This window comes from Streptomyces sp. M41 (assembly GCF_043673425.1).
In the GTDB taxonomy this organism is placed as follows: Bacteria; Actinomycetota; Actinomycetes; order Streptomycetales; family Streptomycetaceae; genus Streptomyces.
In genome coordinates this window covers 15,359-28,829 of sequence record NZ_JBIMKE010000017.1, presented here as the reverse complement: position 1 = coordinate 28,829, position 13,471 = coordinate 15,359, and the positions used below count along the sequence as shown (strand labels likewise).

Sequence of the window (13,471 nt, the reverse complement as noted above, 5' to 3'; positions counted from 1 at the left end):
TCGTGCCCCTTCGTGCCGGGCGTCCCGGTCGCCTCAGCCGGCGGACCCCTTGCGCTCGGCGATCAGGGCCGCCGCCTCCTCGCGCAGGTCACGGCGCAGCTCCTTGGGCAGGGAGAACGTGATGGACTCCTCGGCCGCCCGCACCAGCTCGACATCGCCGTAGCCGCGCTGGGCGAGCCACTCCAGGACCTCCTCGACGAGGACCTCGGGCACGGACGCACCGGAGGTGACGCCGACCGTCGTCACGCCCTCCAGCCAGGCCTCGTCGATCTCGCTCGCGAAGTCCACGAGGTAGGCCTCGCGCGAACCGGCCAGCTTGGCGACCTCGACGAGCCGCTTGGAGTTGGAGGAGTTGCGGGAGCCGACCACGATGACCAGCTCGGCCTCGCCGCCCATCTGCTTCACCGCGAGCTGACGGTTCTGCGTGGCGTAGCAGATGTCGTCGCTGGGCGGGGAGATGAGCTGCGGGAACTTCTCCTTCAAGGCGTCGACGGTCTCCATGGTCTCGTCGACCGACAGCGTGGTCTGGGAGAGCCAGACGACCTTCGACTCGTCGCGGACCTCGACCTTGGCGACATCACCCGGGCCGTCGACGAGCTGGATGTGCTCGGGGGCCTCGCCGGACGTGCCGATGACCTCTTCGTGGCCCTCGTGCCCGATGAGGAGGATGTCGTAGTCCTCGTTCGCGAAGCGGACGGCTTCCTTGTGGACCTTGGTGACGAGCGGGCAGGTCGCGTCGATGGTGGCGAGCTTGCCGCGCGCGGCCTCCTCGTGGACGACGGGGGCGACGCCGTGCGCCGAGAACATGACGATGTTGCCCGGCGGCACCTCCTCCGTGCGCTCGACGAAGATGGCGCCCTTCTTCTCCAGGGTCTGCACGACGTACTTGTTGTGGACGATCTCGTGCCGGACGTACACCGGAGCGCCGTACTGCTCCAGGGCTTTCTCGACGGCGATCACGGCGCGGTCGACACCCGCGCAGTAGCCACGGGGGGCGGCGAGCAGGACACGGCGGCCAGGCGAAGCAGTCATGCGTCCCATCGTAAGGGTGCGTTCGCCGCCTTGAAGATCGCCCTGGTGACGGGTTGGTGGGGAGTGTGACGGTGGGCGGTGGGGGGCGCGGTGAGGGGTGCGCGGTGACTCGAGCAGCTCGGCCGCGCGCCCCTGTGGGCCGCGGACCGGTGGCTGGGCGGCTTTGTCGGTGGCGGCCGTTACGCTCGGCGCATGGCTGTGAACACGACCCCCGAATCCCCCATCCCCGTCGGTGAGGTGTCGCGGCTCATCGGGGGGTGGATCGACCGGCTCGGGGCCGTGTGGGTCGAGGGGCAGATCACCCAGCTGTCGCGGCGGCCCGGTGCCGGCGTCGTGTTCCTGACCCTGCGCGATCCGTCGTACGACATCTCCGTGAGCGTCACGGCGTATCGCCAGGTGTTCGACACCGTCGCCAACGTGGTGAGCGAGGGCGCCCGGGTCGTCGTGCTCGCCAAGCCCGAGTGGTACGCCCCGCGCGGCCAGCTGTCCCTGCGCGCCGCCGAGATACGGCCCGTGGGCGTCGGTGAGCTGCTCGCCCGGCTGGAGATGCTGAAGAAGGCCCTCGCCGCCGAGGGGCTCTTCGCGCCGGAGCGCAAGAAGCCGCTGCCCTTCCTGCCCCAGCTCATCGGCCTGGTGTGCGGCCGTGCCTCCGCCGCCGAGCGCGATGTGCTGGAGAACGCCAGGCACCGCTGGCCCGCCGTCCGCTTCGAGGTGCGCAATGTCCCCGTGCAGGGCGTGCACGCCGTACCGCAGGTCGTGCAGGCGGTGAAGGAGCTGGACGAGATCGACGACGTGGACGTGATCATCGTCGCCCGCGGCGGGGGCAGCGTGGAGGATCTGCTGCCCTTCTCCGACGAGCAGCTGGTGCGGGCCGTCGCCTCCTGCCGTACGCCCGTCGTCTCCGCGATCGGCCACGAGCCCGACAATCCGCTCCTGGACCATGTCGCCGACCTGCGCGCGTCGACCCCGACGGACGCCGCCAAGAAGGTCGTACCGGATGTCGGCGAGGAGTACGAACGGGTGCGGATGCTGCGCGACCGGGCGCGGCGGTGCGTCGAGGCGTTCGTCGACCGGGAGGAGCGCGGTCTCGCCCATGCCCTCGCACGGCCCTCGATAGAGGATCCGCACCGCATGATCGACGAGCGGGCCGACCATGTGGCCTCGCTCCTGGACCGCGGCCGGCGCTGTCTCGGCCATCACCTCGACCGCGCCGAGTCGGAGCTGACACACACGCACGCACGCGTGGTGGCCCTCTCCCCCGCGGCGACCTTGAAGCGCGGCTATGCGGTGCTTCAGAAGGCCGACGGGCATGTGGTCCGCGACCCGGACGAGGTGACGGCGGACGAGGCACTGCGGGCGCGGGTCGCGGACGGCGAGTTCTCCGTACGAGTCGAGGCCGGGGCCGAAGCCCGGACCCAGGTTTCACAGGGCGATGGACGAAGCGACGCAGCGAGCGATGCATAGGGTGGGCGCATGACCAGCAAGGTGGAAGAGGCCCTCGGGTACGAGCAGGCCCGGGACGAGCTGATCGAGGTCGTACGGCGGCTGGAGGCGGGCGGTACGACGCTGGAGGAGTCCCTCGCGCTGTGGGAGCGGGGCGAGGAGCTGGCCAAGGTGTGCCGGCGCTGGCTGGACGGCGCGCGGGCCCGGCTGGATGCCGCGCTGGCCGAGGAGGCCGAGGCCGAGCGGGAAGAGGTGGCGGGCGACTCCTGACGCACGCCTCGGGGGCCCAGGACAGACGCGGGAAAGGGCAGGGATGTTGTGAAGTGGATCACGACACCCTTGATTTTGTTGAACCTTGAACTTGTCTCGCGTACGGTCGTCCATGTAACCGGTCCCCGGTCCGCTTAGCGCACGACTCACTACTTCGAGAAGGTTCACGAATGTCTCTCGTCCTTGACCCCGCCGCCCAGGACCTGCTGTTCCGCGAGGCCCGCACCGCGAACACCTTCACTGACGAGCCGGTGACCGAGGAGCAGGTCCAGGCGATCTACGACCTGGTCAAGTACGGCCCGACCGCCTTCAACCAGACCCCGCTGCGCATCACCCTGGTCCGCTCCGCCGAGGCCCGTGAGCGCCTGGTCCAGCACATGGCCGAGGGCAACCAGGCCAAGACGGCCACCGCCCCGCTGGTCGCGATCCTGTCCGCGGACAACGAGTTCCACGAGGAGCTGCCGGTCCTCTTCCCGGCGTTCCCGCAGGCCAAGGACGTCTTCTTCAGCGAGCGCGCGGCCCGCGAGGGCGCAGCTGGGATGAACGCCGCCCTCCAGGCCGCCTACTTCATCGTCGGTGTCCGCGCCGCCGGTCTGGCCGCCGGCCCGATGACCGGCTTCGACTTCGAGGGCGTCCGCAAGGAGTTCCTCGACGACGACCACACCCCGCTGATGGTCGTCAACATCGGCAAGCCGGGCCCCGACGCCTGGTACCCGCGCTCCCCGCGCCTGGCCTTCGACCAGGTCGTCACCACGGTCTGATCCTCGTCACCACGGTCTGAACCTCGTCACCATGGTCTGAACCTCGTCACCACGGCCTGAACCAGGCCCGCCGAGCACCACGAAGGCCCCCGGAAGCAATCCGGGGGCCTTCGTCATGCGTCAGCGGTCACTGGAAGCAGTCCAGGGGCCTGCGTCATACGGCTGAGGTCACTCGGACTTCAGGGCCTTCGCCATCTGGGTCAGCTGTCCGAACGAGCCCGTGCCCGCGACCACCGTCGTCGCGCCCTTCTCCTGGTGCACCAGCGCGTCGTACCGGCCCCCCGTGTACCGCGTCCATGTCCGGTCGCCGATCTTCTCGGTGACCTTGGTCTCCCGGCCGCCCTGAGTGGCTTCCTCGATGAACGTCACAGGCTTGTCGGCCGACTGCTGGACCTGCACGTACTGCCCGCCGGATGTGTGGAAGCCGAGATGCCAGGCGTCGAAGTCGTCGCCCTTGAAGCGCACGGACGTCGCCTTCCAGGACTCGGGCAGCCCCTCGGGCGCGAGCACCGGGTAGGACGCCGCGCGGCGAGCCGTCAGCAGCTCCACGCGATAGTCGACCCGCGGGAGGTCGGGATCGCCCTCTTCATGGGGGATGAAGAGATAGATGAACCCTGCCGCGAGCACGGTCACCCCGAGGGAGAGGACCATGTTGCGGACCGACTTCTGCTTGCCGTTCGAACCTGCCACGCCCCCTATCGTCGCAGGTGCCCCGGCTTGCTCATCCGTGGGGCCCCCTGCTCATTCTGTCCGCCCGAGGATAGAGTCAGGGCTCGTCACCCTCATCCGGCCGTCGTCGTATCAGAAAGGTGCGCTCCGATGACCGAGAATCATCATCATCTCCCGTCCGAACTCGAGGTTCCCAGCGAAGCCCCCGACCGTAACCTCGCCCTGGAACTGGTCCGTGTGACCGAAGCCGCGGCGATGGCCGCGGGCCGCTGGGTCGGGCGCGGCGACAAGAACGGCGCCGACGGCGCAGCGGTCCGCGCCATGCGGACCCTCGTCCACACCGTGTCGATGAACGGCGTCGTCGTCATCGGTGAGGGCGAGAAGGACGAAGCACCGATGCTCTTCAACGGAGAGCGGGTCGGCGACGGGACCGGGCCGGAGTGCGACATCGCCGTCGACCCGATCGACGGAACCACGCTGACCGCGAAGGGCATGCCCAACGCGATCTCGGTGCTGGCCGCGGCCGACCGGGGGTCCATGTTCGACCCGTCGGCCGTCTTCTACATGGACAAGCTCGTCACCGGCCCCGAGGCCGCCGACTTCGTCGACATCGACGCGCCCGTGGCGGTGAACATCCGCCGGGTCGCCAAGGCCAAGCGGTCCACGCCGGAGGACGTGACCGTGGTCATCCTGGACCGGCCCCGGCACGAGGGCATCATCAAGGAGATCCGGGACGCCGGCGCGCGCATCAAGCTGATCTCCGACGGCGATGTCGCGGGGTCGATCTACGCGCTGCGCGAGGGCACCGGCGTCGACATGCTGCTCGGCATCGGCGGTACGCCGGAGGGCATCATCTCGGCCTGTGCCGTGAAGTGCCTCGGCGGCACCATCCAGGGCAAGCTGTGGCCGAAGGACGACGAGGAGCGGCAGCGCGCCCTCGACGCCGGGCACGACCTGGATCGCGTGCTGCTCACCGATGACCTGGTCGCCGGGGACAACGTGTTCTTCGTCGCGACCGGCATCACCGACGGCGAGCTGCTGCGCGGGGTGCGGTACCGCTCGGAGAACGCGACGACCGACTCGATCGTGATGCGGTCGAAGTCGGGGACGGTGCGGCGGATCGACTCCGAGCACCGGCTGAGCAAGCTGCGGGCCTACAGCGCGATCGACTTCGACAGGGCGAAGTGACCCAGCGCGGCTGAAAGAAGCGCCCTCAAGGGCGTGGGGCGCCCCCGGTGCGGAGGGGGCGCCCTTTTTTTGCTTCTCAGCCCGCCTGGGCTATCCGGTTCGCCGCCCTGGCCGCCTTCTTCAGTTCCATTTCGCGGCGGCGGCGCCTTGCCAGGACCACACGGCGTTCTGCCGCGGTCAGGCCGCCCCAGACTCCGTAGGGCTCGGGCTGGAGGAGCGCGTGTTCGCGGCACTCGACCATGACCGGGCAGCGGGCGCAGACTCGCTTGGCCGCCTCCTCGCGGGAGAGCCGGGCCGCGGTGGGCTCTTTCGACGGCGCGAAGAACAGGCCGGCCTCATCGCGTCGGCACACCGCTTCCGTGTGCCATGGGGCGTCTTGGTCCCTGTCTCGCACTGGCACCCGCTGGGCCGGAACGGCAGCTACATGCAGGGACGAATGCGGCGGTTGCAGCACGGTCTACTCCTGACGACGGCTTCGCGAGCGAGAGACGATGCAGCAAGGTCTACCCGCTGTGCGCGCGCCTATGCAGGGAGTTGTGAACCGCTGGAACCACGGGGGGCCGGCGCGCCCCGGTGGGCCCTCCGCAACAGCCGAAAGGTGCGGTGGGAGACGGTCCGCTTTCCGGTCGTCAACGATCCGGATGCTTGCGCAAACCCTTGGCGCCCCGGTCCAGATGACGCTGGACCCGGTCGAGGATGTCGGCCACCAGCTTGCCCCGCTTCGCTCTGCCCTCGATGCTGCCGAGCACGGCCCAGCCGTCGACATGGACGACCGGGGCCTCGGGCTCCTCGGCGTCCAGGTGGTCCACCTCGAAGCTGCCGAGCACACCGCCGCCCGCGCCACGCAGCGAGACGTTCTCCGGGACGCGGACCTCGACGCTGCCGAAGACCGAGATCGCGCGGATCACGACCTGCTGGTACTCGAAGAGGGCCTCGCTGAGGTCTATCTCGACACTGCCGAAGACGGCGTACGCGTGGATACGGCGGCCCGCGCGCCAGCGGCCCTTGCGGACCGCACTGCTGAAGACCGCGACCACGTTCTCGTCGGGGTCGAGCGGCACCGCGGCGGGGGCGGGGCGGCTCGCGGCGGGGACGTAGGGCGTGCGGCGGGCGTGGGCGGCGGGCAGGTCCCGTATGAAGACCTCCAGTTCACCGACCGTCTTGGCGGCGAGCGCGCCCTCGACCCGCTCGGCGTGCTCGTCGGCGGTGAGGCGGCCCTCGGCCAGGGCGTCGCGCAGGATGTCGGCGATCCGGTCGCGGTCGGCGTCGGACGCACGGAGCTCGGTGGCGGCGGTGGGCACGGTCTGCTTCTGAAGGTCCACGGCAGCAGCGTACCCAAACACGATAGATCGCGATAGCCCCCATTCTGCCTGCCTGCTTCTCGCATTCGCTCGCCGAAATCCAACTGAGCCTTACCTCACAAGCTCGCCGTCAGTGGCAGGTTCTACGCTGGTGGACGCTGCCAATGGAGGCCAGCCGCTGTCTGTCGAGTGAGGAATGGGCGAGATGCCTGAGTTCGCGTACACCGATCTGCTCCCCATGGGAGAGGACACCACCCCCTACCGGCTGGTGACCTCCGAAGGTGTCTCCACCTTCGAGGCCGACGGGCGGACGTTCCTCAAGGTGGAGCCCGAGGCGCTGCGCAAGCTCGCCGCGGAGGCCATCCACGACATCCAGCACTACCTGCGCCCGGCCCACCTCGCGCAGCTGCGCCGGATCATCGACGACCCCGAGGCGTCCAGCAACGACAAGTTCGTGGCGCTGGACCTGCTGAAGAACGCCAACATCGCGGCGGCCGGGGTGCTCCCGATGTGCCAGGACACCGGCACGGCGATCGTCATGGGCAAGCGCGGACAGAACGTGCTGACCGAGGGCGGCGACGAGGAGGCCCTCAGCCGGGGCATCTACGACGCGTACCTGAACCTCAACCTGCGCTACTCCCAGATGGCTCCGCTCACCATGTGGGAGGAGAAGAACACCGGCTCCAACCTGCCGGCGCAGATCGAGCTGTACGCCACCGACGGCGGCGCCTACAAGTTCCTGTTCATGGCGAAGGGCGGCGGCTCCGCCAACAAGTCCTTCCTCTACCAGGAGACCAAGGCCGTCCTGAACGAGTCCTCCATGATGAAGTTCCTGGAGGAGAAGATCCGTTCGCTCGGTACGGCCGCCTGCCCGCCGTACCACCTGGCGATCGTCGTCGGCGGCACCTCCGCCGAGTACGCGCTGAAGACCGCCAAGTACGCCTCCGCGCACTACCTGGACGAGATCCCGGCCGAGGGCTCGCCGCTCGGGCACGGGTTCCGGGACAAGGAGCTCGAGGAGAAGGTCTTCGAGCTGACGCAGAAGATCGGCATCGGCGCGCAGTTCGGCGGCAAGTACTTCTGCCACGACGTGCGTGTGGTGCGGTTGCCGCGGCACGGTGCGTCGTGCCCCGTCGCCATCGCCGTGTCCTGCTCGGCCGACCGCCAGGCCGTCGCGAAGATCACCGCCGAGGGCGTCTTCCTGGAGCAGCTGGAGACCGACCCGGCGCGGTTCCTGCCGGAGACGACGGACGAGCACCTCGAGGCCGACGGTGACGTGGTCAAGATCGACCTCAACCAGCCGATGGACTCGATCCTCGCCGAGCTGACCAAGTACCCGGTGAAGACCCGGCTTTCGCTCACCGGTCCGCTGGTCGTGGCCCGTGACATCGCGCACGCCAAGATCAAGGAGCGGCTGGACGCGGGCGAGGAGATGCCGCAGTACCTGAAGGACCACCCGGTGTACTACGCCGGGCCCGCGAAGACGCCCGAGGGGTACGCGTCCGGGTCCTTCGGCCCGACGACCGCCGGGCGCATGGACTCCTACGTCGAGCAGTTCCAGGCGGCGGGCGGCTCCAAGGTGATGCTCGCGAAGGGCAACCGCAGCAAGCAGGTCACGGACGCGTGCGGCAGCCACGGCGGGTTCTACCTGGGCTCCATCGGCGGTCCGGCCGCGCGGCTCGCCCAGGACTGCATCAAGAAGGTCGAGGTCGTCGAGTACGAGGAGCTCGGCATGGAGGCCGTCTGGAAGATCGAGGTCGAGGACTTCCCGGCGTTCATCGTGGTCGACGACAAGGGCAACGACTTCTTCCAGGACCCGGCGCCCGCGCCGACGTTCACGTCGATTCCGGTGCGGGGGCCGGGGCTGGGCTAGTCCCTGCGGTGCGGTGGGCCGGATTTCGCCCCCGCCGCCCCTACCCGTCCCATCCCCGGGGGCTGCGCCCCCGGACCCCTGCTTTCGGCCCTGAACGGGCGCGTCCTCGAACGCCGGAAGGGCTGAAGAACCAGCCCCTCCGGCGTTTGAGGGGCGGAGCCCCAGAAGGACGGGACGGTTAGGGGCGGCGGGGCGAAGAAGTCTCCCCCTCGTGGCCCAAACCCGGAACATCCCCGCTCGCCCGATCGCTGAAGGCGGTATGAGCGACTACCGCATCGAGTACGACTCCATGGGCGAGGTCCGCGTCCCCGCGCACGCCAAGTGGCGGGCCCAGACACAGCGTGCCGTCGAGAACTTCCCCGTCTCCGGCCAGCGCATCGAACGCGCTCACATCGAGGCCCTCGCCCGCATCAAGGGCGCCGCCGCGAAGGTGAACGCGCGGCTCGGGGTGCTCGACAAGGACATCGCCGAGGCCATTCAGGAGGCGGCCGGCGAGGTCGCCGAGGGGCGTTGGGACGAGCACTTCCCCGTCGACGTGTTCCAGACCGGGTCCGGGACCTCGTCCAACATGAACACCAACGAGGTCGTCGCCACCCTCGCCACCGAGCGGCTCGGCCGGGACGTCCACCCGAACGACCACGTCAACGCCTCGCAGTCGTCCAACGACGTCTTCCCCTCCTCCATCCACATCGCCGCCACCGCCGCCGTCACCCGCGACCTCGTCCCGGCACTGGAGCACCTCGCCGCGTCGCTGGAGCGCAAGGCCGAGGAGTTCGCCGACGTCGTGAAGTCGGGCAGGACCCATCTGATGGACGCGACCCCGGTCACGCTGGGCCAGGAGTTCGGCGGCTACGCGGCGCAGATCCGCTATGGCGTCGAGCGTCTGCACGCCTCCCTCCCCCGCCTCGCCGAACTCCCCCTCGGCGGCACGGCCGTGGGCACCGGCATCAACACGCCGCCCGGCTTCTCCGCCGCCGTCATCGAGGAGGTGGCCCGGACGACGGGGCTGCCGCTCACCGAGGCGCGGGACCACTTCGAGGCGCAGGGCGCTCGGGACGGCATCGTCGAGACGAGCGGGCAGCTCAGGACGATCGCGGTCGGTCTGACCAAGATCGCGAACGATCTGCGCTGGATGTCGTCCGGGCCGCGCACCGGGCTCGCCGAGATCTCCCTCCCCGATCTCCAGCCGGGGTCCTCGATCATGCCCGGCAAGGTCAATCCGGTGATTCCGGAGGCCGTACTCATGGTCGCCGCGCAGGTCGTCGGCAATGACGCGACGGTCGCCGCGGCCGGCGCCGCGGGCAACTTCGAGCTGAACGTGATGCTTCCGGTCATCGCGAAGAACGTCCTGGAGTCGATCCGGCTGCTCGCGAACGCCTCCCGGCTGCTGGCCGACCGGACCGTCGACGGCATCGTCGCCCACCGGGAACGCGCCCTGGAGTACGCCGAGTCGTCACCCTCCGTGGTCACGCCGCTGAACAAGTACATCGGGTACGAGGAGGCCGCGAAGGTCGCCAAGAAGGCCCTGGCCGAGCGGAAGACCATCCGCCAAGTCGTCCTGGAGAGCGGGTACGTGGAGCGCGGCGACCTCACGGTCGAGCAGTTGGACGACGCCCTGGACGTCCTGCGGATGACCCGGCCGTAGCGCGGGCGCACCGGCGTGTGAACCGTGAGCGACGCCGCAGCGTCGTATGCCGGTGGCACCTAATATCTGTACATGGCAGAGGGCGGAGCGATGACGACGGGCGTGGCGGCGGGCGGGTCGACGGACTTCTGGGCGCCCGGGACACAGATCCTGTGGCGGTACCGGGAGAACGGCGGCGCGGGTTTCCACATCGCCCGCCCGGTCACCGTCGTCCGTGACGACGAGGAGATCCTCGCCGTGTGGCTGGCTCCGGGCACGGAGTGCGTCAAGCCCGTGCTGGCCGACGGCACAGCCGTGCATCTGGAGCCGCTGGAGACGCGGTACACCAGGCCGCGGGCCGTTCAGCGGGACCGCTGGTTCGGGACCGGGGTGCTGAAGCTGGCGCGGCCCGGTGAACCGTGGTCGGTGTGGCTGTTCTGGGAGCCGGGATGGCAGTTCAAGAACTGGTACGTGAACCTGGAACGGCCGCTGGCCCGTTGGGCGTCCGGCGTGGACTCCGAGGACCACTTCCTCGACATCTCCGTGCACCCGGACCGCAGTTGGCACTGGCGGGACGAGGACGAGTTCGCGCAGGCACAGCGGGACGGGCTGATGGACGAGCGGCTCGCCGAGCAGGTGCGGGAGGCCGGGCGCGGGGCGGTGGAGGTGATCCGTGGCTGGGGGCCGCCGTTCTGCGACGGCTGGCCGCACTGGCGCCCGGATCCCTCCTGGGCTGTACCTTCTTTGCCGGAGGACTGGGATCGCACACCCGCGCACATGTCGTCGTGAGACCCTTGATGCGCCCCCGGGCAAGAAACGTAGGATCGTCCTCCGCAAGGGCGCGCAGGGGCAACTGCCCGAGTGCGCGCAGGGCTTGACCGATCGTCACCGAGGGGCGGCAGGACGTGAGCGAGGGTTACCAGGGCAGTGCCGGGACGCGCAGACGCTCCCCCGGCGGCACAGGAACCACCCCTGGCCACGCGGGGATTCCGTTCCTGGGGCACGTATTGCGGGTATCGGAGTCTCGGCGGGACGAACTGCACGCGTGGCGCGCGGCCCCGGACGGATGGATTCGAAAGGCGTGACGGAGCAGCCGATCTCCTTCGAACGCCCCGAGACGGGCGTGGACCCCGCGGAGCCCCGCGGGGCGCTTGTGCGTACCTCGACACCGCCGACGGCCCGCCCCGCGCCCCCGCACCCGCCCTGTGGCGGCACCGCGGGTGCCGCCGCCTTACCCGCGCAGGCGCGCACCGGTGAGACCCCTTCCACGCCGGGCACCACCGCCCCGTCCGGCCCGAGCAAGGAGCCCTCAGTCATCGCCGGCAACGGCCCCGAGCACTCACAGCCCTCCGTCGCCGCCGAGCCCGACACGCATCGGCCACGGCCCGCTCCGGAGTCCATCCCGCCCCAGCCGGGCACGGATCAGTCGCAGACGTCCGGCGAGCGCCGCACCGGGCAGTCAGTGGTGGCCGGACGGCCGACACCGATGCGGCGGGACGGCGACCGGCTGCGCTTCGTGGGCGCGGCCACCCGGCGGATCGCCCGCGGCATCGACCTGGACGAGATCGTGATGGGGTTGTGCCGGGCGACCGTGCCGACCTTCTCGGACGCGATCCTCGTCTATCTGCGTGACCCGCTGCCCGTCGGCGACGAGCGGCCCACCGGACCCGTGGTGCTGCGCCTGCGCCGCACCGACCGCATCCCTGAGGAGCGGGACACCGACAGCGGCGGCTTCCTGCCCGCCCAGCAGCAGCCGGAGACGACCGAGCTGGCCGACCTGTCCGCCGTCACCGCCGAACTGTGCGAGGTACGCCCCGGCGGCGCGCTCGCCGAGGTGCTGCGCGGTGTCCGTCCCGTCTTCGCCGACGCGCCCGCCGCCCGTGCCGCGCTGCCGGAACTGCTCGGCGACGACGGTGAGTTGATCATCCCGGACGGTCAGCGCGCGATCCTCGCCCCGCTGCGCGGCCGGCGCCGCGTGATCGGTGCCGCCGTCTTCCTGCGTCGCCCCGAGCGCCTGGCCTTCGAGCCGGACGACCTCCTGGTCGCCGCCCAGCTCGCCACCCACAGCGCCCTCGGCATCGACAAGGCGGTGCTGTACGGCCGTGAGGCGTACATCGCCGACGAGTTGCAGCGCACCATGCTGCCGGAGACGCTGCCGCGTCCGACGGGCGTACGACTCGCGTCCCGCTACCTCCCGGCGGCCGAGACGGCCCGGGTGGGCGGCGACTGGTACGACGCGATCCCGCTGCCGGGCAGCCGGGTGGCGCTGGTCGTGGGTGACGTCATGGGCCACTCCATGACCTCGGCCGCGATCATGGGCCAGCTGCGGACGACCGCGCAGACCCTCGCCGGTCTGGACCTGCCCCCGCAGGAGGTCCTGCACCACCTCGACGAGCAGGCGCAGCGCCTGGGCACCGACCGCATGGCGACCTGCCTGTACGCCGTCTACGACCCGGTCTCGCACCGCATCACCATCGCCAACGCCGGTCATCCGCCGCCCGTCCTGCTGCATCTGGGCGGCCGGGCGGAGGTCCTGCGGGTGCCTGCCGGGGCGCCGATCGGGGTCGGCGGTGTCGACTTCGAGGCCGTCGAGCTGGACGCGCCCGCGGGAGCGACGCTGCTCCTCTACACCGACGGTCTCGTCGAGTCGCGGCTGCGCGACGTGTGGACCGGCATAGAGCAGCTGCGCGAGAAGCTCGCGGCGACCGCCCAGCTCACCGGGCCGGACCATCCGCCGCCGCTGGAAGCCCTGTGCGACGAGGTGCTGGACATGCTCGGCCCGGGTGACCGGGACGACGACATCGCGCTGCTCGCCGCCCGCTTCGACGGGATCGCGCCGAGCGATGTGGCGTACTGGTTCCTGGAGCCGGAGGACGCGGCGCCGGGGCGTGCCCGGCGGCTCGCGCGGCGGGCGCTGGCCCGGTGGGGCCTGGAGGAGCTGACGGACTCCGTCGAGCTGCTGGTCAGTGAGGTCGTGACCAACGCGGTGCGATACGCCTCGCGGCCGGTTACGTTGCGGCTGTTGCGGACCGATGTGCTGCGCTGCGAGGTCGGGGACGACGTGCCGCAGTTGCCCCGGCTGCGGCAGGCGCGGGCGACGGACGAGGGCGGGCGCGGCCTGTACCTCGTGAACCGGCTGGCGCGACGGTGGGGGGCCACCCGGTTGAGCACCGGCAAGGTCGTCTGGTTCGAGTTGAATCACGGCTGAGCGCCGCGGGGGAACCGCGGACCGCCGGACGCGGGCGCATCGTGGCTGATCGCGCCCGCGCGGCGGGGCCGCATGTCGATCACGGCCCCGCGCCCCTGACGG

Annotated in this window: 12 protein-coding genes; 8 read left to right on the top strand and 4 right to left on the bottom strand. The window is 70.5% G+C overall.

From position 1 onward, the window contains the following. Window positions 1–33 precede the first annotated feature (33 nt). A complete protein-coding gene (locus ACHBTE_RS21210) occupies window positions 34–1,032 on the bottom strand; it encodes a 4-hydroxy-3-methylbut-2-enyl diphosphate reductase (protein ID WP_394725568.1) in 999 nt (332 codons plus the stop codon). Between the two features lie 192 nt (window positions 1,033–1,224). Between ACHBTE_RS21210 and xseA the strand changes: the two genes are divergently transcribed. From xseA to ACHBTE_RS21195, 3 genes are all read left to right on the top strand, one after another. Next, entirely contained in the window at window positions 1,225–2,496 is a 1,272-nt protein-coding gene (gene xseA, locus ACHBTE_RS21205; RefSeq protein WP_394725567.1) for an exodeoxyribonuclease VII large subunit, read from the top strand. A 9-nt stretch (window positions 2,497–2,505) separates the two neighbouring features. Beyond that, window positions 2,506–2,745, top strand: a complete 240-nt coding sequence (locus ACHBTE_RS21200) for an exodeoxyribonuclease VII small subunit (RefSeq protein WP_394725566.1) — start codon at window positions 2,506–2,508, stop codon at window positions 2,743–2,745. Between the two features lie 170 nt (window positions 2,746–2,915). Then, window positions 2,916–3,506 (top strand): malonic semialdehyde reductase, encoded by a 591-nt coding sequence (locus ACHBTE_RS21195; RefSeq protein WP_394725565.1) that lies wholly within the window; start codon window positions 2,916–2,918, stop codon window positions 3,504–3,506. A gap of 168 nt (window positions 3,507–3,674) precedes the next feature. Here ACHBTE_RS21195 and ACHBTE_RS21190 read toward each other — a convergent pair whose 3' ends face one another. Further along, window positions 3,675–4,196, bottom strand: a complete 522-nt coding sequence (locus ACHBTE_RS21190) for a DUF4245 domain-containing protein (RefSeq protein WP_394725564.1) — start codon at window positions 4,194–4,196, stop codon at window positions 3,675–3,677. 129 nt (window positions 4,197–4,325) lie between these two features. Between ACHBTE_RS21190 and glpX the strand changes: the two genes are divergently transcribed. Continuing rightward, window positions 4,326–5,363 (top strand): class II fructose-bisphosphatase, encoded by a 1,038-nt coding sequence (glpX, locus tag ACHBTE_RS21185; RefSeq protein WP_394725563.1) that lies wholly within the window; start codon window positions 4,326–4,328, stop codon window positions 5,361–5,363. Between the two features lie 76 nt (window positions 5,364–5,439). Here glpX and ACHBTE_RS21180 read toward each other — a convergent pair whose 3' ends face one another. Together ACHBTE_RS21180 and ACHBTE_RS21175 are read right to left on the bottom strand one after the other, a co-directional pair. Next, a complete protein-coding gene (locus ACHBTE_RS21180; protein WP_394725562.1) occupies window positions 5,440–5,817 on the bottom strand; it encodes a WhiB family transcriptional regulator in 378 nt (125 codons plus the stop codon). A 175-nt stretch (window positions 5,818–5,992) separates the two neighbouring features. Continuing rightward, a complete protein-coding gene (locus ACHBTE_RS21175; RefSeq protein ID WP_394725561.1) occupies window positions 5,993–6,685 on the bottom strand; it encodes a DUF1707 domain-containing protein in 693 nt (230 codons plus the stop codon). A gap of 184 nt (window positions 6,686–6,869) precedes the next feature. On the opposite strand from ACHBTE_RS21175, the gene ACHBTE_RS21170 reads away from it, so the two are divergent. The 4 genes from ACHBTE_RS21170 (at window position 6,870) to ACHBTE_RS21155 (ending at window position 13,369) form a co-directional block, all read left to right on the top strand. After that, window positions 6,870–8,537 carry a fumarate hydratase gene (locus ACHBTE_RS21170; RefSeq protein ID WP_394725560.1) on the top strand — a complete coding sequence of 556 codons (1,668 nt, stop codon included), beginning with the start codon at window positions 6,870–6,872 and terminating at the stop codon, window positions 8,535–8,537. Between the two features lie 259 nt (window positions 8,538–8,796). Next, a complete protein-coding gene (locus ACHBTE_RS21165) occupies window positions 8,797–10,182 on the top strand; it encodes a class II fumarate hydratase (RefSeq protein WP_394725559.1) in 1,386 nt (461 codons plus the stop codon). A 72-nt stretch (window positions 10,183–10,254) separates the two neighbouring features. Beyond that, window positions 10,255–10,950: a DUF402 domain-containing protein gene (locus tag ACHBTE_RS21160; RefSeq protein WP_394725558.1), complete on the top strand. Its 696-nt coding sequence runs from the start codon at window positions 10,255–10,257 to the stop codon at window positions 10,948–10,950. 277 nt (window positions 10,951–11,227) lie between these two features. Then, window positions 11,228–13,369 (top strand): SpoIIE family protein phosphatase, encoded by a 2,142-nt coding sequence (locus ACHBTE_RS21155; RefSeq protein ID WP_394725557.1) that lies wholly within the window; start codon window positions 11,228–11,230, stop codon window positions 13,367–13,369. The last annotated feature ends 102 nt before the right edge of the window (window positions 13,370–13,471 follow it).